General features: G+C 70.7%; 18 protein-coding genes. 8 read left to right on the plus strand and 10 right to left on the minus strand.

Annotated features, from left to right (window positions below; genetic code table 11):
* Window positions 1-18 precede the first annotated feature (18 nt).
* The 3 genes from JNUCC0626_RS11405 to JNUCC0626_RS11415 form a co-directional block, all read right to left on the minus strand.
* The gene (locus JNUCC0626_RS11405; protein WP_394619674.1) at window positions 19-1,200 is read right to left on the minus strand and encodes a trans-sulfuration enzyme family protein; all 1,182 of its coding nucleotides are present in this window, start codon (window positions 1,198-1,200) and stop codon (window positions 19-21) included.
* A 78-nt stretch (window positions 1,201-1,278) separates the two neighbouring features.
* Window positions 1,279-3,684, minus strand: a complete 2,406-nt coding sequence (locus JNUCC0626_RS11410) for an ABC transporter permease (protein WP_394619675.1) — start codon at window positions 3,682-3,684, stop codon at window positions 1,279-1,281.
* On the minus strand, window positions 3,681-4,427 hold the full coding sequence (locus JNUCC0626_RS11415; protein ID WP_394619676.1) for an ABC transporter ATP-binding protein: 747 nt from the start codon (window positions 4,425-4,427) through the stop codon (window positions 3,681-3,683). The genes JNUCC0626_RS11410 and JNUCC0626_RS11415 overlap by 4 nt, the downstream gene beginning before the upstream one ends.
* A gap of 152 nt (window positions 4,428-4,579) precedes the next feature.
* Here JNUCC0626_RS11415 and JNUCC0626_RS11420 point away from each other — a divergent pair, with 152 nt between their 5' ends.
* Window positions 4,580-5,731, plus strand: coding sequence for a sensor histidine kinase (locus JNUCC0626_RS11420; RefSeq protein ID WP_394619677.1), 1,152 nt, complete (start codon window positions 4,580-4,582; stop codon window positions 5,729-5,731).
* On the plus strand, window positions 5,728-6,387 hold the full coding sequence (locus tag JNUCC0626_RS11425) for a response regulator (protein WP_394619678.1): 660 nt from the start codon (window positions 5,728-5,730) through the stop codon (window positions 6,385-6,387). The genes JNUCC0626_RS11420 and JNUCC0626_RS11425 overlap by 4 nt, the downstream gene beginning before the upstream one ends.
* Here JNUCC0626_RS11425 and JNUCC0626_RS11430 read toward each other — a convergent pair.
* Window positions 6,377-7,585 (minus strand): multidrug effflux MFS transporter, encoded by a 1,209-nt coding sequence (locus tag JNUCC0626_RS11430; protein ID WP_394619679.1) that lies wholly within the window; start codon window positions 7,583-7,585, stop codon window positions 6,377-6,379. The two genes, JNUCC0626_RS11425 and JNUCC0626_RS11430, sit on opposite strands and share 11 nt — an antisense overlap.
* A 55-nt stretch (window positions 7,586-7,640) precedes the next feature.
* Between JNUCC0626_RS11430 and JNUCC0626_RS11435 the strand changes: the two genes are divergently transcribed.
* Window positions 7,641-8,087, plus strand: a complete 447-nt coding sequence (locus JNUCC0626_RS11435; RefSeq protein ID WP_394619680.1) for a MarR family winged helix-turn-helix transcriptional regulator — start codon at window positions 7,641-7,643, stop codon at window positions 8,085-8,087.
* Here JNUCC0626_RS11435 and JNUCC0626_RS11440 read toward each other — a convergent pair.
* Genes JNUCC0626_RS11440 through JNUCC0626_RS11455 form a run of 4 tightly spaced genes read right to left on the minus strand, consistent with a single transcriptional unit; the run spans window position 8,084 to window position 12,336 of the window.
* A complete protein-coding gene (locus tag JNUCC0626_RS11440; RefSeq protein ID WP_394619681.1) occupies window positions 8,084-8,692 on the minus strand; it encodes a 3,4-dihydroxy-2-butanone-4-phosphate synthase in 609 nt (202 codons plus the stop codon). The genes JNUCC0626_RS11435 and JNUCC0626_RS11440 overlap by 4 nt on opposite strands.
* Window positions 8,680-9,912: a cytochrome P450 gene (locus JNUCC0626_RS11445; RefSeq protein WP_394619682.1), complete on the minus strand. Its 1,233-nt coding sequence runs from the start codon at window positions 9,910-9,912 to the stop codon at window positions 8,680-8,682. The genes JNUCC0626_RS11440 and JNUCC0626_RS11445 overlap by 13 nt, the downstream gene beginning before the upstream one ends.
* Before the next feature lie 10 nt (window positions 9,913-9,922).
* Entirely contained in the window at window positions 9,923-11,341 is a 1,419-nt protein-coding gene (locus JNUCC0626_RS11450) for an amidohydrolase family protein (protein WP_394619683.1), read from the minus strand.
* A 41-nt stretch (window positions 11,342-11,382) separates the two neighbouring features.
* Complete coding sequence (locus JNUCC0626_RS11455) at window positions 11,383-12,336, minus strand: LysR family transcriptional regulator (protein WP_394619684.1); 954 nt, start codon at window positions 12,334-12,336, stop codon at window positions 11,383-11,385.
* Window positions 12,337-12,444: 108 nt separating this feature from the next.
* Here JNUCC0626_RS11455 and JNUCC0626_RS11460 point away from each other — a divergent pair, with 108 nt between their 5' ends.
* From JNUCC0626_RS11460 to JNUCC0626_RS11470, 3 genes are read left to right on the plus strand one after another with little or no spacing between them, the layout of a single operon-like run.
* A complete protein-coding gene (locus tag JNUCC0626_RS11460; protein ID WP_394619685.1) occupies window positions 12,445-13,233 on the plus strand; it encodes a cyclase family protein in 789 nt (262 codons plus the stop codon).
* A gap of 2 nt (window positions 13,234-13,235) precedes the next feature.
* Entirely contained in the window at window positions 13,236-14,858 is a 1,623-nt protein-coding gene (locus JNUCC0626_RS11465) for a thiamine pyrophosphate-binding protein (RefSeq protein WP_394622016.1), read from the plus strand.
* A gap of 41 nt (window positions 14,859-14,899) precedes the next feature.
* A complete protein-coding gene (locus tag JNUCC0626_RS11470) occupies window positions 14,900-15,703 on the plus strand; it encodes a helix-turn-helix transcriptional regulator (RefSeq protein WP_394619686.1) in 804 nt (267 codons plus the stop codon).
* Window positions 15,704-15,706: 3 nt separating this feature from the next.
* Here JNUCC0626_RS11470 and JNUCC0626_RS11475 read toward each other — a convergent pair whose 3' ends face one another.
* A complete protein-coding gene (locus JNUCC0626_RS11475; protein ID WP_394619687.1) occupies window positions 15,707-16,834 on the minus strand; it encodes an LLM class flavin-dependent oxidoreductase in 1,128 nt (375 codons plus the stop codon).
* Between the two features lie 127 nt (window positions 16,835-16,961).
* Between JNUCC0626_RS11475 and JNUCC0626_RS11480 the strand changes: the two genes are divergently transcribed.
* Both JNUCC0626_RS11480 and JNUCC0626_RS11485 read left to right on the plus strand, forming a co-directional pair.
* A complete protein-coding gene (locus JNUCC0626_RS11480) occupies window positions 16,962-17,450 on the plus strand; it encodes an NAD(P)H-dependent oxidoreductase (protein ID WP_394619688.1) in 489 nt (162 codons plus the stop codon).
* On the plus strand, window positions 17,447-17,938 hold the full coding sequence (locus JNUCC0626_RS11485; RefSeq protein ID WP_394619689.1) for a flavin reductase family protein: 492 nt from the start codon (window positions 17,447-17,449) through the stop codon (window positions 17,936-17,938). The genes JNUCC0626_RS11480 and JNUCC0626_RS11485 overlap by 4 nt, the downstream gene beginning before the upstream one ends.
* 49 nt (window positions 17,939-17,987) lie before the next feature.
* On the opposite strand, the gene JNUCC0626_RS11490 is transcribed toward JNUCC0626_RS11485, so the two are convergent.
* The gene (locus JNUCC0626_RS11490; RefSeq protein WP_394619690.1) at window positions 17,988-21,125 is read right to left on the minus strand and encodes a S8 family peptidase; all 3,138 of its coding nucleotides are present in this window, start codon (window positions 21,123-21,125) and stop codon (window positions 17,988-17,990) included.
* Window positions 21,126-21,278 lie beyond the last annotated feature (153 nt).

The following is a 21,278-nucleotide window of genomic DNA, read 5'->3' on the forward strand; positions in this document are numbered from 1 at the left end:
CTTCGACGTTCACGCGCCTCAGCCTGCCAGGGCGGCTCCGAGTTCCGCGATCAGGTCGGCCGGGTCCTCGATGCCCACGGACAGGCGGATCAGGCCGTCGGTGATGCCGAGCGCGTCCAGTTCGGCCTGCGGCAGGTCCTTGTGGGTGGTCGTGGCCGGGTGGATCAGCGTCGTGGACACGTCGGCGAGGCTCGGGGACAACGGGATCGTCCCGTTCAGACGGTGGATCAGCCGGTCGACGGCCGGACGCCCCGAGAGTTCGAACGAGAGCATGCCGCCGGTGCCGAGCGGGTAGAGCTTCGCAGCGGTGGCGGCCTGCGGGTGGTCCGAAAGCGACGGGTGGTGCACGCGCAGAACGCCAGGGTGCGCAGCCAGGAACTCGGCGACCGCCGCAGCACCTCGCGAGTGCGCCTGCATGCGCAGGCCGAGGGTTTTCAGGCCCAGCAACGCCATCCACGCGTCGAACGGGCCGACCGTGGCGCCGAGGTGCACGACCGTCTGCCGGATCCGCGCCACCAGGTCGGCGGGACCGGAGACGATGCCGCCCATCGCCGCCGAGTGCCCGCCCAGGTACTTCGGCACGCTGTGCCACACCAGGTCGGCGCCGTGCTCCAACGGCCGCAGCAGCGCGGGCGTGACGAACGTGGCGTCGACGACGAGCTTGGCCCCGACGTGCCCGGCCAACGCGGACAACGCGGGCAGGTCCGGCACCCGCACGGTCGGGTTGGTCAGGGCCTCGACCAGGAGGAGCTTGGTGCGCGGCGTGAGGGCGCGGCCGACTTCGGCGAGGTCCGCGCCGTCCACGAGGGTGACCTCGATGCCCAGCCGCGGCAGCTCCGCCTCCAGCAGGCTGCGGGTGCCACCGTAGACGTTGCGGTCGGCCACGACGTGGTCACCGGCACCGGCGAGGGCGAGCACGGTGCCGGTGATCGCCGCCATGCCGGACGCCGTGGTGACCGCGTCCGGCGCGCCCTCCAGGTCCGCCACGACCTGTTCGAGCACCTGGCCGTTGTAGTGGCCGAAGCGGTAGTAGGCCTGACCGCGTTCCTCGCCGTTGTTGACCCGGTGCAGCGACGCCAGGTCCGGGTAGCCGTACACCGTGGTCTGGTGCAGCGCGGGCACCAGCGGCAACGCGGCTCCGGGGGCGACGTGCGCGCCCGCCCGTGCGGCGCGGGTCGTCAGGTGAGAGCGGTCGTTCATCGGCACCGTCCACTTCGGTTGCGAGCGAGCACCCATGATTACCGAACGATCGGTAAGGTTCAAGGGTGCTCGTGCTCACTACTCCGTGTCCGTCTTGATCGCCGTCAGGATCGGGATCCGCGCCGCCCGACGAGCCGGGACGAACGCCGCCGCGACCCCGATCACCACCGTGATCAGCATGAACAACGCCAGCCGGTCCCACGGGAGCACGGGACTGGTGCCCGCCTGCCCGCTCACCGTCATCGCCCCGATCACGCACCCGGACACCACGCCCGCGAGCGCGCCGATCACCGCGATGATCACCGACTCGATCCGCAGCACCGACCCCACCTGGGACCGGCCGAGGCCGATCGCGCGCAGCAGGCCGATCTCGCGGATGCGTTCCATGGTCGACATCGTCATGGTGTTGACCACCGACATCGCGCCGATCAGCACCGAGACGCTCAGCATCGCGTAGAGCAGGTTCAGGTACAGGTCGTACTCGGAGGCCTGCGCCTGGACGTACTCGTCGCGCGTCTGCACCACGAGGACCGGGTTGTCGAGCTTGGCGCGGATGGCGTCGCGCACCTGCTCCGCCGACCCGCTCACCTTGACCAGCACCTCGCGGTTCCACAGCTCGTCGGACGGGACGTTCGCGGTGTCCACGAGAGCGTCGGCACCGAACTCCGCAGGGGCGTCGAAGATCGCCACCAGCGGGAGCGGCTTCTCCTTGCCCAGCACGGTTCCGAGCGTCCAGCCGCGTTGTGCCGCGATCTCGCTGCTGACCGCGATGCCCGACCCCAACTGCTCCAGCGAGCCGGAGCGGATCTGCAACGGCACGAGCGTGCTGATCGCACCGGCGTTCACCGCCGTCACCTGGAGAAAGCCCTTGTCCAACGGCAACGACGCCTGCCGCAACGCCGTGACGTGCGTGACGCCGGGAACCTGGGCGATCTCGTCGGCCACGCTGGGCGCGATGTCCGCGAACGGCAGCGCCTCCAGCCGCACGTCGGCGGTGTTCCACGTCTTGGCGGACTCCTCGGCCTTCGCCGAGATCGACGCGATCGGCACGGTGACGGCGGCGCACACCGACAGCCCGATCATGAGCGCACTCGCCGTCGCGCCGGTGCGACGCGGGTTGCGACGCGTGTTCTCCACAGCGAGCGTGCCGGTCAGTCCGGCGACGCGGGTCAGCGGACCGCGCAGCAGAGCCGTCAACCCCGACGCGAGCAACGGCGTGAGAATGATCAGGCCGATCAACATGGTCGGCGCCCCGAGGTAGATCATCGTCTCCTCGGTGCGTCCGAACACGACCATCGCCGTCCCGAGCGCGGTCACCACGAACCCCGTGATGTTCCGCAGCCGCAACGACTTCGCCGACGGCGGCAGCCCGGTGCGCAGTGCCGCGATCGGCGGCACCGAAGCTGCCCGGCGAGCCGGCAGCCACGCCGCCAGCAGCGTCACCCCGAGCCCGACGCCGAACGCCGCGAGCAGTGTCGTCGGCGCGAACAGCCGCAACGGCACCGGCGCCCCGTCGAACACGGCGAACTGCGACTTCAGCACCGCCGCTCCCCCGACCCCGAGCAGGTAGCCGACCACGGTCGCGACGACGCCCAGCAGGGTCGCCTCGGTGAGCACCAGCCGCAGCACGTACCGGCGTCCGGCGCCGACCGCCCGCAGCAACGCGTGTTCACGCGACCGGGCGGCGGCGAGCATCGTGAACGTGTTGGCCACCAAGAAGACCGACGAGAACAACGCCACGCCCGCGAAGATCAGCAGGATCATGGTCAGCTTGTCGTTGTAACTCGCCTCGAGCCGAGTCAGTTCGTCCGCAGTGGACACCCGGAACAAATCGGAATAGGCCTTCTCCACCGCGACGGCCAGCTCAGAAGGACTCGTGCCAGGCGCCACGGTCAGCAACGCCGTGGTGTACCCGCCGCCGAAGTACTCCTGGGCCGCCGCGTCCGCGAACGCCACGAGCGTCCCGCCCTGCGCGAGTTCGGTGCTCTGGAAGTCGAACACCCCGGCGAGCCGGGCATCCCGCGCCACCCCGGCCACCACGACCCGCAGCTGGTCACCGACCTGGTAGCCGGTGCGTTGCGCGGCCCACTTGTCGAGCGCGACGTCCGAAGGCCCGGATGGTGCGGACCCGCTGATCAGCTTGTGCCGCTGCGGATCGAAGTTCACGCCACCCTTCGAACCGGGCGTGCCGACGAGCGCACCGTCCTTGCCCACCAGGAACGCCGGACCCTCCGCGACCGGCCGCAGACCACCCACCCCGGCCACGCCGCGCAGTTTCTCCAGGGTCTCGGCGGACAGGGCGTTGTTGTCGCGCTGGTCGACCTGCACGTCGAAGTCCTTGGTGACGCCCTCCACGGCCGCGCGCACGGTGTCGCCGTAGACCAGCGACCCGGTGACGAACGCGACGCCGAACACGATCGCGATCGCCGGCAGCAGGAAGCGCAGCCGGTTGTCGGTCATGGACCGCCAGGCCACCCGGATCATCCGCGCACCGCCTGACCGTCGAAGTGGCGCATGCGGTCCAGCACCAGGTCGGGCGTCGGGTTCAGCATCTCGTCGACGATCCGGCCGTCGGCGAGGAACAGCACGCGGTCCGCGTACCCGGCGGCGATCGGGTCGTGCGTGACCATCAGCACCGTCTGGCCCCACTCCTTCGCACACCGGCGCAGCAACGAGAGGATCTGAGCGCCGGTGCGGGAGTCGAGGTTGCCGGTCGGTTCGTCCGCCACCACGATCTCCGGCCGCGACACGAGCGCCCGCGCGCACGCCACGCGCTGCTGCTGACCACCGGAGAGTTCGGACGGCCGGTGCTGCAGCCGGTCGCCGAGGCCGACCGCGTCGATCACCCGCCGCGTCCAGTCCTGGTCGGGCTTCACCCCCGCGAGCGTCAACGGCAGCACGATGTTCTCCCACGCCGTGAGCGTCGGCAGCAGGTTGAACGACTGGAAGACGAACCCGATCTTCTCTCGCCGCAGCTTCGTGAGCTCGGCCTCCTTCAACGCACCGAGGTCCACCCCGCCGACCCACGCCTTGCCCGAGGTGGGCGTGTCGAGCCCGGCCAGGCAGTGCATCAGGGTGGACTTGCCGGACCCGGACGGTCCCATCACGGCGGTGAACTCACCACGCCGGAACCGCGCGGACACCCCGGCCAGCGCCGTCACCGCGGCCTGGCCGGACCCGTACACCTTGCCGAGCTGGTCGGCCACCGCCACCGTTGCCTGATCCATCGGACACCGTTCTCGTCGTCGTGAAAGGGGAACGGCTCCCAGCCTGCTGACGAGAACGATCACGCGGATCCACCGCACTGTTGAGTGACTTCGGGGTCGGTCCGCCAAAAGGTTGAGGCCCCCGGCGACCGCTCTGACCTACCGTCGCTGCCATGACAGGCATCCTGACCCGGCTCACGTGGTGGCAGCGCGTCGTCTTCTGGCTGATCATCGCGGCCGGCGGCGCCCTGCTGACCGTCGAGGCGTTCAGCTCACCCAGCGTCTACGGCGCGGTGGGCCTGGTGCTGTGCGGGGTCCTGCCGTCGGCGGCGTTGTTCAGCCGCAACCTCACCGAGGGCGCCGTGGCGGGCATCGGCACGTTGTCGATCGTCTTCACGATCGTGTGCGCGACCGTCCTGCCTGGACACCTCGACAACACGTTCGGGCTGTTCGAACTGATCGGGCTGGCCTGCCTGTCCGTGCGGGTCCTGCTGGCGTTCCCGGCCTGGCGCGCGGCCGGGCTGTGCGTGCTGCTGGGGATCGCCGCGACCACGTTGCCGTTGCGGCTGGAGGACCTCGACCCCCAGCTGACGCCCGCCATGGCGTTCTTCATCGCCGTGGTACTGGGGTTCGTGCAGCTGCTCGGCCTGGTCATGCGGCTGCACGACCGCACGCGCACCGACTCGTTCCAGCTCTCCCGCCAGGCGCAACGGCTGGAGTACGCCCGCGACCTGCACGACTTCGTGGCCCACCACGTGACCGCGATCGTCGTGCAGACCCAGGCGGTCCGGTTCGCCACCGGCAGCGGGCAGCTGCCGGACCCGGCGGTGCTCGACAAGATGCTCGACGGCATCGAGAAGGCGGGCTCGCAGGCGTTGACGTCGATGCGGACCATGGTCGACGTCCTGCGCGACGACAACGCCCCGATGCACCCCCACCAGGCGCTCACGTTGATGGTGAACGACCTCGCCACCAGCTTCACCGGCCCGCCGGTCAGCACGAACGTCGACCCGGCGATCGCCGACCTCGACCTGCCGACGTCCACTGTGGACGCAGCGCGGCACGTCGTGCAGGAGGCGCTCACCAACGTGCTGCGGCACGCCACCCACGTCACCCAGGTGACGATCAACGCGACGTCCCGGGGCGCCGAGGTGGAGATCAGCGTCACCAACGACGGTCAGGCGAACGACAACGGCCTGCCGAAGGGCGGGTTCGGGCTGGTCGGCCTCGCGGAACGGGTCGAGTCGGCGGGCGGCAGCCTCACCGCGGGACCGGCGGGTCGCGGGTGGACGGTCACGGCGCTTCTGCCATCCTCGGGCGCATGACGATCCGAGTACTCATCGCCGACGACCAGGAGATGATCCGCTCGGCGTTCGGGATGATCCTCGGCACGCAGCCCGACATGGAGGTCGTGGCGAGCGTCGGCGACGGCGAGAGCGCGGTCGCCCAGGCCCGCAGGCTGCGCCCCGACGTGTGTCTGCTCGACATCCGGATGCCGGCGCTCGACGGGCTGGAGGCGACCCGGCTGCTCGCCGGGCCGGGCGTGGACGCGCCGCTCAACGTGCTCATCGCGACGACGTTCGACCTCGACGAGTACGTCTACCGGGCGTTGCAGAACGGCGCGTGCGGGTTCCTGCTCAAGGACATGTCCCCGGCGTTGCTGGTCGAGGCCGTGCGCGCGGCGTCCACCGGCACCAGCCTCATCTCCCCCGCCATCACGGTGCGGCTGCTGTCCAAGCTGGCGCCGTCACGCCAGTCCGAGCCGCAGCACCGGCCGTTGCCCGAACCGCTGACCGACCGCGAACTCGACGTGGTGCGGCTCGTCGCGAACGGCAACACCAACGACGAGATCGCCGCGAAGCTCTACGTCTCCGTCGCCACCGTGAAGACGCACCTGGCCAACGCCCAGCGCAAGCTCTCCGTGCGCAACCGCGTCGAGGTGGCGGCCTGGGCGTGGCGCACCGGCGTCGTCACCCGCTGAGGGCCGGCACCTTCACCTCGTCGGGCTCCCGCGTGGTCAGCAGGCTGAACGCGCCGTTGGCGAGGACCGCGAGCACGGCGATGACGATCGCCATCGGCAGCGCGGAGTGCCCGGTGCCGACGCTCACCAGCGGCGAGATGGCCGCGCCGAACCCGAACTGCGCGGCACCCAGCACGGCCGATCCGGTACCGGCGGCGCCCGGCACGGCGTCGAGCGCCAGCGCGGTGGCCGAGCCCATGACGAAGCCGAGCGAGGAGATGACGAAGAAGATCGGCGCCACCAGCCAGATCGGGCTGATCGGCAGCACCGCGACCACCAGCAGCACCGCGGCGGCGACGAGCAGCCAGCGCTGCCCGATGGCCAGCACCTCGCGCGGGTGCCGGGTCTTCAGCAGGCGTGAGGCGGTCGCGCTGCTCGAGACCAGGCCCAGGGCGTTCAACGCGAAGAACAGGCCGTAGCTCACCGGGCTCATGCCGATGACCACCTGGTACAGGAACGGCGAGGCCGAGATGTAGGCCATCAGCACGGCGAACGAGAACACGAACGTGGCCGTGGCGGTGAGGTAGGCGCGGTGGCCCAGAGCGCGGAACCGGCCTTCGCGCGCGGTGCCCCGGCGTTCCCGGGGCAGGGTCTCCGGCACGACGACCGCGGACCCGGCGAGCATCGCGACCGCGAGTCCGGCGAGCACGAACAGCACGCCGTGCCAGCCGATGCCGTCCACCAGCAGGCTGCCCAGCAGCGGCGCGACCACCGGAGCCACGCCACCGACGATCATCATGAGGCTGAACGCGCGGGCGGCGGCCCGTCCCGTGGCGAGGTCGGCGATGACCGCGCGCCCGATCACCATGCCCGCGGCGGCGGTCAGGCCCTGCACGAGCCGCCCGGCCAGCAGGAGCTCGATCGTGGGCGCGAGCGCCACGAGCACGCTGGCCGCCACGAACACCGTGGAGCCGATCAGCAACGGCCCGCGCCTGCCCCAGCGGTCCGAGATCGGCCCGAACACCAACTGCCCGGCGGCGAGCCCGAGCAGGAACATCGTGAGCGTGAGCTGGATGGACGTGTCACTCGTCTGCAGGTCCAGTGCCATGCGCGGGAACGCGGGCAGGTACAGGTCGATGCCGAACGGCGCCACGCTCGCCAGCAGCGCGAGCACGAGCAGCAACGGCGTCGGGATGGTGCTGCGAGACGGCGCGTCCACCGCAGTCCCCTCTCAGGTGATAGCTATCATCTGAGAGGAAAAGTACCATGGGCAGGTGGACGAGGCGCAGAAGTCGCGGTTGTTCGAGCTCGCCGACCTGATCGCGGCGGTCGGCCGGCAGATCACAGCGACCAAGGAGGGCGTGACCAAGGAGACCTGGTCGGCGTCGGACATCGCGGTGATGCGCTACGTCGACCGCAACCCCGGCACGTCCGCCCGCGCCGCCGCCGACGCCACCCAGCAGACGTCCAGCAACTTCAGCCGCTCCCTGCGCGGGCTCGAGGAGAGGGGCCGGGTGCGCCGGGAGACCGACCCCGAGGACGCCCGCAGGGTCCGCCTCTACCCCACCGCCCGCGCGCAGGAGAACCTGCGGCGGCTCAACGACATCTGGAGCGACCTGCTCGACGGCGTGGTGACCGACGAGGACGAGATCGACGCGATGATCGCGATGCTGCGGCGCCTGGAGTGCGGGATCGCGGAGAAGACGCGCGCACGCCGTTAGTCCGCCGCCACCAGGTGCCCGCAGTGGTCGCACGAAGCGGGCCTGTTCTCCAGCACCTCCGCCGCCGACACCACCGTCAACCCGTGCGTGGCGGCGAACGCGGCCAACTCCTCCGGCCCGGCCATCCCGACGGACCGCTCCGACACGATGCCGCTGAGCACCGCCGCGCCGCCCTTCCCCGCCAGCCGCACGAGTTCCAGCGCGGCCTCGGCCCGTCCGGCCCGCGCAGGTGACGTGCGGATCGGCACGACGTGGCCCGGCCGCGCGAAGTCGGCGGCGTGCGCGGCCGGGTCCGCGAGCAGGCGGATCGTGTGGGCGCGGTCCGTCGCGGAGATGCCGGTGCCGCCGGTGCGCGCGTCGACCGTGACGGTGAACGCCTCACCGCCCGCCGCCACCGCGCCGTAGTACATCGGCGGCAGGCCCAGGCGGTTGCAGTTCTCGTCGGTCATCGCCACGCACACGAACCCGTCGGTGTGCCGGACGGCGAGCGCCACCAACGCGGGCGTGGCGGCGGAGCCCGCGAAGACGAGGTCGCCGTGCGTGCCCGCGACCACGACGGGCCGTCCGGCGGCGATCTCGGCGAGTGCCTCGGTCAGCGGTCCCACTCGACCTCCAGGCTGATCGGGCCGCGGAACGAGATGTTGCGCGGGTAGCGGACGTCCTGGCCCGGCACGAGCCGCATGCTCGGGAACCGCTGGGACAGCAGGCCCAGCACGGTTTCCAGCTCCACGCGGGCGAGCAGGTGGCCCAGGCAGAAGTGGATGCCGCGACCGAACGAGAGTTGCGTGTGCGCGTTCGGGCGTTCGACGTCGAACTCCTCCGGGTCGGGGAACACCGCCGGGTCGTGGTTGGCGGCACCGAGGGCGAGCATCAGCCGGGCGCCCTCGGGCAGCGCGGTCCCGCCGATCTCCGCCGGGCGGGTGGTGACGCGCCGCCACGCGATGACCGACGAGTCGTAGCGCAACGTCTCGTGGACGGCGCCCGCGATCAGGCTCGGGTCCTCGCGCAGGCGGCGCCAGAGGCCGGGGCGGGCCAGCAGGTGGTGCAGGGCGTTGCCGATGAGGTTCGTCGTGGTCTCGTGGCCCGCGAAGCTCAGCGCGAACACGACGCTCGCCACCTCGCGGTCGTCCAGGGCGTCCGGATTGGACTCCCGCTGCCGCAGCAGGTCGCTGGTGAGGTCGTCACCGAGGTCCTGCTTGCGCACCGAGACGTACTTCTCGCAGTAGTCCCAGAACAGGACGATGTTCTTGGTCGCCCGCAACTGGTAGTCGGCGTCGGGGCGGCCCCAGTTGACCTCCAGCTTCTCGCCGCACCACGACTTCAGCCGTTCGGCGTCGTCCTCGGGGAAGCCGAGCAGGCGGAACAACGTCAAGGCGGGCAACGGGAACGCCAGCGCGTCGATGATGTCGGCCCGGCCGCGCGACTCGACCACGTCGAGGAGTTCGGTGGTGAACCCGGCAATGCGCGGCTTGAGCTCGGCCACCCTGCGCAACGAGAACAGCGGCGCGAGCAGCCGCCGCACCCGGTTGTGGCCGGGCGGGTCGAAGTTCGACAGCACCGGGGTGTTGCGCAGGCCGGAGCGCAACGTCTCCGCCGCCTCCGGGACGAGAGTCGTCAACGGTGACTGGGCGTTCGCCGCGGAGAACGTCGCCGGATCGGCCAGGATCGTTGCCACGTCGGCATACCGCGTGACGATCCAGTGGTCGATCGACGGCACGTAGTGCACGGGTGCCTGCGAGCGCAGGTCGTTGAGCACGGGGTACGGACTGCTCAGGTAGCCGTCCGCGAGCGGGTCGAAGTCGTGGGCGACAGGACAACCGGACATGGAACCTCCTTCAGCCGATCGGCCACTGGGGTGCACGGGGACCGCCGAGCACGGCCTGGGCGGAGGCCGCGGCCTCGTCGACCTCCAGCGCCAGCGCCGGCACGTCGACGGTGGTGAGCACGCGGTCGCGCAGCACGACCCGGCCGCCGATCACGACGGTCGTGGCGTCGGCGCCGCTGCCCGCGTAGACGAGGTCGGCCACCGGGTTGCCGAACCGGAACGGCCGGTAGGCGAGACCCGACAGGTCGAACAGGGCGAGGTCGGCGATCTTGCCCGCCTCGACCGACCCGAGCCGGTCCCCCGCCCGCAACGCCTCGGCGGCGTTCACGGTCGCCATCTCGAACACGGACGTGACGGGCATGATCCGGGGGTCGCGGTGAGAGTCCTTGTGGCACACCGCGGCCAGGTTCATCACCCGCACGAGGTCGAGGTGCCGGCTGATGGACGCGGCGTCCGTGCCGAGCACGAGGTGCGCGCCCGCGTCGACGAGTTCGGGGATCACGCCGCAGGCGATCCAGCCCTTGCCGCCGAGCAAGCTCGTGGACGGGCAGTGCGCGACGAACGCCGGCGACTCGGCCAGCAGCTTCACGTCGGCGTCCGGCAGCCAGCCGACGTGGGCGAGCACGGGCGCGAGGTCGAGCACGCCCAGGCAGGCGTAGCGCTCCAGGTGGGCGTTGCGGTCGGACCTGTCGGGGAACCCGATGAAGTGGCCGGAGATCCCGGTGTTCCGCGCGGCGGCGTGCCGCACCACCCCGGAGACCAGCTCGTCGCTGACCGACGTCGGGTCGTCGAGGCCGTACCAGACCTCGATCCGGCCGCCGGCCGCGCCGTGGAAGCGGTCGTAGACCTCGTCCGCGCGCGCCAGCACGTCCTGCGCGGGCTCCGGTTCGCGGCCGAGCATGCCGGGCAGGTCGCCCGTGTGCGGGACGACGACGCCGCGAATGCCGATCTCCTCGGCCGCCGCGGCCACCTCCGCGACCTGAGGGCTGCCGGCGTCGACGAACGTCGTGGTGCCGTGCCGGATCATCTCGGCGAACGTCGCGAGCGAACTGACCCGGGCCTGGTGCGGTGTCAGCAGTTTCTCGTGCGGGACCATCGTCCTGAGCCCTTGCCCGGGCGGCAGTTCGTCCAGGAAGCCTCCGCCGACGAGGAACCCGCTCGCGGGGTGGTGGTGGGCGTCGACGAGTCCCGGGGTCAGCAGGCTGCCGGGTTCGTCGACCAGGACCTCCGGCCGGTACCGCGCGAGGACGTCCTCCCTGGCGCCGACCTCGACGATCCGCTCACCGTCGATCGCGACGGCGGCGTCGAGCAGGATGCGCCGCCGACCGTCCATCGTGGCGACCGCGCCGGCGGTCACCACCAGCGACACCGGCCGCGCGTTGTCGTTCGCTCGCAACGGGAAGACCTCCAGAATCGGGTGAAGGTCCAAGAATCTCCCCGCCGCGAGCGTGCGGCCATAACCCCTGGGTGTTACTCGAGCTCGGAGATCTCCGCCGCGATGACCTTCGCCGCGTCCAACAGGTGGCGGGTCAGCACGCGCGCGCTCGCCGACGGCGGGCGGTCCACGAGGGTCGTGACGCCGATGGTGCGCGGCACGGTCTCCAGCCGCACCGGCAGGTGGTCGAGGCCCTCGTCGGTGGCGCCGACGAGCAACGGCAGCGGCGCGATCGCGTCGGTCTGCACCAGCACGGATCGCATGGTCAGGATGGTCGAGCACTCGATCACGTTGCGCGGCAACGCCATCCCGTGCCGCGTGAACAGCTCGTCCAGTTCGTCGCGCAGCACCGTGGGCCTGCCCGGCAGGATCCACGGGTAGTCCTGGAGGTCCTCCAACGACGACGTGCGCGCCCGCGCGGCCGGGTGGTCGCGGCGCACGACGAGCCCGACCGGTTCGTCGTACAGCGGGACGTGCTGGAACCCGTTGGACACCAACGGGAACGGCAGGCGGCCCACGATCAGGTCGATCTCGCCGCGGGAGAGCCGCACGTCGAGTTCGGTGCCGACGCCCTCCACGACCGTGACGGTCATGGCCGGGTGGTCGGCCTTGAGCCGGATGAGCGCCGACGGGAGCAACGTGTGCGCGCCCGCCAGGTGGGTGCCCACGCGCACCGGGTCGAAGCCGTCGCGGCGCAGGCCGTCGATGCGGTCCTGGGCCGAGGTCATGTGGCTCACCACGGCCTGCGCGTGTTCGAGCAGGATCTCGCCGAACGCCGTCGGCCGCACGCCGCGAGGGCCGCGCACGAACAACTCCTCGCCGACGATGAGTTCGGCCTCGCGCAGCGCCCTGGTCACCACCGGCTGGGTCACGTGCAGCTCCTTGGCGGCGCCCACGAGGCTGCCGTGCGCAGCGATCGTGATCACGAACATCAGGTGGCGGAGCTTGAGCCTGCCGTCGAGCAACAGGGTGCGGTCCAGGGAAATCACCCCCTCACCGCAGAGGTATAGCACATGCACCAGCTATGCCCAGGCGGTTATAGCTGGTGCTCAATAGGCATTGGTGCGACAACACCGTCGAGGCACACCATGAACCGCATGCCCCTTTCTCCCGACGCCGGAACCCTGTCCGCGCTGGCCTCCGCACTCGCCGACGGCACGGTCTCGGTCATCGAGCTCACGGCGCCCCTGTCCTCCGACACGCCCGTGCTCGACCTTCCGCCGGACATGGCCCCGATCCCCCGCTTCCGTCTGGAGGAACTGGCGAACCACGACGAGCGCGGGCCGTACCAGAACGGCATCCACACCGGCGAGCACGTCGGCACGCACTTCGACGCGCCCATCCACTGGATCACCGGCCTGCATCTGGAGGACGTGGCGTCCGTGCCGCCGGCCCGGCTCGTCGCGCCCGCCGTGGTGATCGACCGGACCGACGCGGTGGCCGAGAACCCGGACTTCCTGCTGCGGCGCGAGGACGTCGAGGAGTGGCAACGCGAGCACGGCCCGTTGCCCGCGGGCTGGCTGCTGTACCGCACGGGCTGGTCCGCGCGGTCGCACGACCAGAAGCTGTTCCTCAACGCCGACGAGAACGGACCGCACACGCCCGGAGTCGACCCCGAGTGCGCGCGCTGGCTCGCCGAGGAGACGCCGCTGCTGGGGTTCGGGGTCGAGACCGTCGGCACGGACGCCGGGCAGGCGTTCGGGTTCGAGCCCGCGTTCCCCGCCCACTCGTACCTGCTCGGCGCCGGGAAGTACGGCATCACGCAGCTGCAGAACCTGCACCTGCTGCCGGTCACCGGCGCGGTGCTGATCGTGGCGCCGCTGCGGATCGTCGGCGGGTCCGGCAGTCCGGCGCGCGTGCTGGCGCTGGTCGAGGGCGGGGCGTGAGCATGCGGGTGCACGAAGCGATCGGCCGGTACCTGGCCGACCAGGGCGTGCGGACGGTGTTCGGCGTCGTCGGCAGCGGCAACTTCCACTTCACGCAGGCGCTGGTGGACGGCGGCGCGCGGTTCGTGGCGGCCCGGCACGAGGGCGGCGCGGCGACCATGGCCGACGCCTACGCGCGCATGTCAGGCGAGGTCGCGGTGCTGTCGCTGCACCAGGGTTGCGGCTACACCAACGCGATCACCGGAATCGCCGAGGCTGCCAAGAGCCGGACACCGTTGCTGGTGCTCACGGCCGAGGCGCCCGACCCGGCGTCCAACTTCGCGATCGACCAGGCCGCGATCGCCGCCGCCGTCGGCGCGGTGCCGTTGCGCGTCACCTCGGCTCAGACCGCGATGCGTGATGTGGCAAAGGCTTTGGCGCTCTGCGCCACGCAGCGGACCGTCGTGCTCAACGTGCCGATCGACGTCCAGGAGCTCGAACTGCCGGACCAGGCGCCGCTCGCCGCACGCGTCGAGGTGGCCGCGCCGCAGCCCGCGTCCGGGCCGTTGGAGGAGTTCGCGCGGATGCTCGCCGAGGCGTCGCGACCGGTGTTCATCGCCGGGCGCGGTGGGCGTTCTCCCGGTGCGGGAGAGGCGATCCGGGCGCTCGGGCGGCAGGCCGGGGCGTTGCTCGCCACGTCCGCCGTGAGCCGCGGGCTGTTCAACGGCGATCCGTGGAACATCGACGTCTCCGGTGGGTTCTCGTCGCCGCTGACCGCCGAGCTGATCGCGGACGCCGACCTCGTGGTCTCGTTCGGCTGCGCGCTGAACATGTGGACGACCCGGCACGGCGCGTTGCTCGGCCCGGCGGCGCGGCTGGTCCAGATCGACCTCGACCCGGCCGCGATCGGCAGGCACCGCCCGGTCACCCTCGGCCTGCACGGTGGTGTCGCGGAGACCTCGCTCGCGGCCGCCGCGCTGCTGCCCGAGGCACGGGTGGGATACCGGCGCCCGGAGATCGCCGAACGTATCCGGACGAGCCTGCGCTGGCACCAGGTCCCGTTCACCGACGAGTCCACTGAGGACCGGATCGACCCGCGCACGCTCTCGGTGGCGTTGAACAGCGTGCTGCCCGCCGAGCGGACGGTGTCGGTCGACTCCGGCAACTTCCTCGGCTACCCCAGCATGTACCTCGACGTGCCGGACGAGCGGGCGTTCTGCTTCACGCAGGCGTTCCAGTCCGTCGGGCTCGGGCTCGCCTCGGCCATCGGCACGGCGCTCGCCCAGCCGGACCGCCTGCCCGTCGCGGCGCTGGGTGACGGAGGGTTCCTGATGGGCGTCTCCGAGCTGGAAACCGCGGTGCGGCTGGAACTCCCGTTGCTGGTCGTGGTCTACGACGACGCGATGTACGGCGCGGAGGTGCACCACTTCGGTGTCGTCCCCGGCCTGGACAACGTCACGTTCCCGGACCGCGACCTCGCCGCACTGGCGCGGGGGTACGGGTGCGAGGGCCTGACCGTGCGGTCGGCCGACGACCTCGGCGCGGTGAAGGACTGGCTGTCGGCGCCGACGCGGCCGCTGGTGGTCGACGCCAAGATCGCGCCCGACGGCGGATCTTGGTGGCTGCACGAGGCTTTCGGGCATTGAACCGTCTACATTGAACGTCCGCCGGACGGGAGGAGTCGCAGATGGACCGCGTCGACTGGCAGGACGTCGCTCGTTTCGGCGAGGTCGCCTGCGGCTCGCTCTCGCCAGCCACGGTGCTCCAGCGGACGTTGCCCGAACTGGTCAGGGCGCTGCGCTGCGACTCCGGCGCGGTGCAGCTGCTCGACCGCCACTACCGGGGCAGGCTCTCCACGGTGACGGGCGCGCCGGTGCAGATGCTGCTCGACTTCGAGATCATCGCCGGGCCGGCGGAGCCGTACTTCCAGCGCTCGACGTCGTCGCGGTTCCCGATCCACGACGCGGTGATGTACCCGCACCCGTCCGATCACCTGAGCTCGCCGGTGGGACGACTGCTGAACCGCTACGGGTTCGACCACTGCCTGCTGGTGTCGCTGGTCGTGGACGGCCGCCCGATCGGCAAGGCCACGTTCGCGCGGCGGCTGGGGCAGCCGCCGTTCAGCGCGCAGGAACAGGGCACGATCCACCGGATGGCGAAGTTCCTGGCGCTCGGCCTGTCCAACGCCGTGACGCACCAGGAACGCGTGGGCGGCGCACCGAGCATCAGCCCGTCGCACCGCGTCGACACGGTCGACCTGTCCTCTCCCTCCGGCCGGCCCGCGACGTGCGCGCCCCGGTCCGGCGACGTGCTGACCAGGCGCGAACGAGAAGTGCTCGTGCTCGCCACGAGCGGGCTGACGAACGCCGAGCTCGCGGTGGAGCTCGGCATCGCCGTCAACACGGTGAAGCAGCACGTGCGGCACGCGTTCCACAAGATCGGCGTGCGGTCCCGGCTGGAAGCGTTGCGGTACCTGCAGAACGGGTCCTGACGCTCACCGCACCGGAGCGCGCAGACCCGCCTTCTCCAGCTGCGGCAGGACCTCGGCGGCGAACTTCTCCAGGCCGCCCTCGTAGTCGAGCCAGATCAGCATCAGGCCGTCGACGCCCGCCTCGGACAGTTCGATCATGCGCCGCGCGATGTCGTCCGACGAGCCGACCAGCGGGTAGCCGCCGTAGCCCGCCTTGAACTCGTACGACATCTCCTTGATCGCGTCGTCCGGCATCGTCTTCGAGTTCGGGATGTTGGCCTCGATCATGTCCCGGACGGCCCTGTCGTCGCCCTGGGTCACGATGTAGTCGAGTGCGTACGCCTCGGCCTCCTCCGTGGTGTCCTTCTGGACGACGTAAGCGGAAAGCCAGATCTGGATCTCCTTGCCGAATTTCTGCCGCGCCTCTTCGCGGTATTCCTCGACGCGCGCCTTGACCGCTTTCGGGTCCGGGTCGTCGGGAATGGTGAACGCGACGTCGGCGTGCCGGCCCGCGAATTCACGGCCGCGCGGCGAGCCACCCGCGTTCATGAGAACGGGACGTGACTGCAGCGGCCGCGGCTGGGACATCGCGTGCGCGAGGTCGAAGTGCTCGTTCTTCAGCGCGAAGCTCTCGTCCGAGGACCACAGCTTGTCGAACACCTCCATCCAGCTGTCGGAGTAGTCGTAGCGATCGGCGTGCTCGCGCAGTTCGAGACCGAACAGGTCGAACTCGGGCGGGTACCAGCCGCAGACGAGGTTCAGGCCCGCCCGGCCGTTCGAGATGATGTCGACCGTCGCCTCGGCCTTCGCGACGAACGCCGGACTGATCAACCCCATCTGGAACGTGCTGATGATGCTGATCTTCTCGGTGATCGCGGCGATCGCGCCGGCCCACGCGAACGTCTCGTGGTAGTCGCCCGAGTAGTGGTTGTCGCCGCCGAACGCGATCCAGCGGGCCGCCGAGACGAACCCTTCGATGCCGATCTCGTCAGCGCGCCTGGCGAGCCTGGTGATGGCGTCCCAGTCGCCGGAGAACCGGTCGGGGTGGTGCGTGAAGGAACCCCCGGTGCCGTTCACGCCGAAGATGCTCAGCTTGAGCTTGTTGGCCGAGTCCCTGATCGGGTTCGGTTTCACGGTCCTGTTCTCGTTCATGAGGAAGAAGATTCCAGCGCGCCCGTCCGCCCGGCCATAACACCTGGGTGTTATTTCTTTCTGCCTATTTCAGCAAATCGGCGAAGAATGTTGACCGAAGCGCAATCGCGTGGCTAGTTTCGCTGTCGTGAAAACCACCGTCGTCGTGGGAAACCCGAAACCCTCCTCCCGCACCCTGCAGGTCGCCGAGGCGTTGCTCGACCGCCTGGTGCCCGGCTCCGACCGCCACGTGATCGATCTCGCCGTCGCCGACGACCTCCAGCCGCTCACCGAGCGCGTCGCCGCGAGCGACCTGGTGGTGGTCGCGAGCCCCACCTACAAGGCCACGTACACGGGCCTGCTCAAGTCGTTCCTCGACCGCTACGGCAACGACGGCCTGGCCGGTGTCACGGCCATCCCGGTGATGACGGGTGCGAGCCCCGCGCACTCGCTGGGCGTCGACATCCACCTCACCCCGCTGCTGACCGAACTCGGCGCCGTCGTCCCCGGCCGCGGCTGGTACTTCGTCACCTCCGACATGGACCAGCTCGACGCCCAGGCCGCCGAGGCCGCCGCCCGTTACGCCCGCGCGTTCGCCCGGATCGCGCGCCTGGCAGAGGAGGTGCGCGTCCCTTGATCACGCTGGGCTCCCGCGCCTACCGCGACGCCGTGGGCAGGTACGCCTCCGGTGTCGTGGTGATCGGCGCGACCACGCCGCAGGGCGAACGGATCGGCTTCACCTGTCAGTCGTTCCACAGCGTCTCGCTCGACCCGCCGCTCATCTCGATCGGCGTGGCGAAGACGTCGACGACCTACCCGGCGATCAGGGACGCGGGCCGGTTCTCGGTGTCCGTGCTGGGTCATTGCCACCAGGGGCTCGCGTCGACGTTCGCGTCGAAGGGCATCGACCGGTGGAGCGCCGTGGAGTGTGCGGAGACCCGCGCGGGCAACCCCGTGCTCACCGACAGCCTGCTGTGGATGGACTGCGAGATCGACGCCGAGCACGAGGCGGGCGATCACCACATCGTCGTCGGCCGCGTGCTGGAGATGGCCACAGTGGACACTCACGACCGTGATCCGCTGCTGTTCTACCGCGGTGGTTTCCACCGCATCGAACCGCGTTGATAACGCGGTGCCGGGCGCCCGGTTTCGGAGCGCCCGGCACCGCGTGGTCCTACTTCAGCAGGAACGCGTCCACGATCGTCTGCGTGACCGAGTTGCCCGCGTTGTCCTTGGCCGTGGCCTTGAGCGACACCGAGGTGGCGCCCTTCGGGTGGCTCAGGACGGCGAACCACTTGCCGTTGCCGCCCAGCAGCGGCGCGGTCCGCCAGGTCGCGCCCTTGTCGTGCGACACCTGGACGCTCGTCGGTCTGGCATCGGCACCGGTGTTGTGGTTCACCCACAACGGCACGATCGTCGACGCCAACCGGCTCGCCCTGTTGTGGCCGTCCAGGGTGGGCGCGAACTTCACGGCCATCAGCGGCAACGCCTCAACACCTTCGGCGACCGTGTCGGACCGGAAGGTCCAGTCCGCGACGATCTTGCTGGTCAGCGTGCGATCCCTGACCGCCTCGGTGTGCAGGCGGTAGGTGGCCGCACCGGGCTGCGCCTCCATCAGGCCGCCGGTGCTGTTGAGCTTGGCGATCTCCTTGCCGTCCCGGTACAGCGTGGAGCTGCCGGTGTGCGCGGAGAAGCCCTCGCGGTCGGTGCCGGAGTCGGCCCACAGCGGGACCTGGAAGATCATCGTGTCACCGGAGCGGCTCGCGTACCTGGTCGGCCTGCCCGGGTTCCTCGGCAGATCAGGGCCGAACACGGCGAAGTTGTACGAGTCCGTGGCGGTCTTCACCCGAGGGAACGACCTGGGGCCGCTGGAGAACAGCCGCGACCGGTACTCCCCTGCCGCCGTCACCTCGGTGAACTCGTTGAGCCACGGCGTTTCCGGCGAGTAGAGCTCGTCGAGGACGAACGGCAGCGGCTTGGTGATCATGCCCTCCCGGTTGCCGGTCGTGCCGGGCGTGGTCGCGGCGTGCGTGGTGCGGACCTTGACGAGGTCCTTGTCCCGCACCCTGAGCACCGGGTCCGCGGGCATGCGGCCGGTGACGTCACCGCGCACGTTGTAGAGGTACGGGCTCGCGTCGAAGCTGCCGGCGGTGTCCTGCTCGGCGAACCGGCCGCCGGTCGAGTAGCGGAACTGGCCGGGTGCTGAGGTCTTCGACGGGCTGACGAGGACGTCGCCGAACTCGGCGGGGCTGATCTTGGTGAGCAGGAAGTCCTTGCCGCCGTAGGAGGTGGAGCGGGCGAACTCGACGAACTTCTCGCCCGCCTTGGCGTTTTTTCGGTCGAGCACGAGTCCGGCGGGCTTGCCCTGCCGCGCGTCGACGGTGATCGCGGTCTTCGCGCCGAGGTTCACGTCGGGCTCGATGGCCACGGACAGCTTGCCGTCCGCGGTCAGCACCTGGGACTCGAAGTAGTAGTGGCCCTTGGGCGCGCGGAGCGTCACGGCGCCCGACGCGTCGTACGGCACCCGCATCTCCGGCTTGGCCAGGTCGACGAGCCGGAACGCGTAGTCCGGCGTCGGCTTGCCGTCCGTGCCGAGCACGGTGACGCTGAGGTCGTAGCTCTCGACCTCGCGCGTGACGGTGATGGGCGTGCGCACGTCACCGGCGGTGATCACGCCGCTGTAGATGCCGTCCGCGCCGTTGACCCTGGTGTTGGTGGTGACGGTGGCCTGGGCCGCCGCGCCGGGTGCGATCGTCAGGGTCGCGGGCGACACGGTGAACATCCCGGCCGCGGCGGCCTTTCCGCTGGGGTCCTTGACGTCCGCCACCAGGTTCAGCGTCACGGGCGCCGTTCCGGTGTTGCGGTAGGTGACCGCGGTGGGGATGGGCGCGTCGTCGGTGTGCGGCCACTGCACGATGCCGTTGTTGATGCTGCTGACGGACGCGTGCACGGTGTTGCGCACCGCCTTGGCCACGTCGACCCGGCCGGCACCCTGCTCGAACACGGTCTGCGCGGGGTGCGGCTTCGCGCTGCCGACGAGGGCGGCCTTGAGTTCCGCCGCCTTCCAGTCGGGGTGCTGCCCGGCGAGGATCGCGGCGGCGCCCGCCACGTGCGGGGTGGCCATGGACGTGCCGTCGAGCGCGACGTGGTTCTCGCCCACGTGCGGGAACTGGCGGCTGATCAGGCTGTCCTTCGCCAGTGCCGCGACGATCGCCACGCCCGGCGCGGTGATCTCCGGCTTGATCCCGTTGTCCCCGAGGCGCGGGCCGCGGCTCGAGAATTCGGCCAGCGCGTCGGTGTGGTCGACCGCGCCGACGGTCAGCGCGGCCTCGGCGGCGGCCGGTGAACCGGGCGTGCGCCCGCTGTTGCCCGAGGCGATCACGAACAACGCGCCGGTCCGCGCGGTGAGTTCGTTGACGGCCTGCTCCAGCGGGTCCGTGCCGTCGCTCGCGGCGGAACTGCCCAGGCTCATGTTGATCACCTGGGCGCCGCTGGTCGCGGCCCACTCCATGCCGGCGATGATGCCGGACTCCGTGCCGCCACCGCTGTCGCCGAGGACCTTGCCCACGAGCAGCTTCGTGTCCGGTGCAACGCCTTGGTACTGCGCGTTGTCGCCCGTCACGATCGACGCGACGTGCGTGCCGTGGCCGTGCTTGTCGACGGTGCCGCTGGCGCTGCCGGTGAAGTCCTTCGCCTCGATCACCGCGTCGGTGAGGTCGGGGTGCGTCGGGTCGATGCCGGTGTCGAGGATCGCCGTCACCGTGTCCTTGCCGGTGAGCCCCGCCTGCCACGCCGCCGGCGCGCCGATCTGCGGCACGCTCTTGTCCAGCACGGCCTGCACCGGGCCGTCGAGCCAGATCCTGGTGGCGTCCCTGGTCTTCCAGAACGCCGTGTCCTTGGCCGCCACCACGGCGGCGCCGCCGATGCTCGGCAGTTCCCGCACGGCCCGCGCGGTCAGGTTGCGGGGCTGCGTGACGATCAACGGGATGTCGGCCCGGTCGGCGTCGCCGTAGCCGGTGCTCAGGAGCTCGGTGACGTTGAACAGCCGGGGATCGAGCTTGCCCTCGCGCAGCATGCCGAGCGCGTCGAACGGGGTGACCGTGACGTCGCCGTCCGGTTCGGTGCGGGTGATGAACCCGACGTTCTCCCGGCCTTTCGCGGCCCGCACCCGAGCGTGCCCGGACGCGGTCAGCACGACCTGGTCACCGGTGACGAGGGTGACCGTGCGGTTCTCCCCGTCCGGCGCCTGGGGTGCGCTGGGTGCTGCGTGCGCCTGCGTTGCCGGACCGGCCAGACCGGTTGCCGCGATCACGGCGACCGCAACCGACCTTCTCCACCTGTCGCTCACTACGACCCCTCCAGAGGTTGTCGGGCGCCCAGGTAGAGATCTACTTGGTGGGAGAACGTTTTCCACGCCTTGCCAGTTGCCAGAACTGTGCTCTCCGTACCGGGAAAACGGTGCCCA

This window comes from Lentzea sp. JNUCC 0626 (assembly GCF_043632865.1).
Classification (GTDB): Bacteria; Actinomycetota; Actinomycetes; order Mycobacteriales; family Pseudonocardiaceae; genus Lentzea.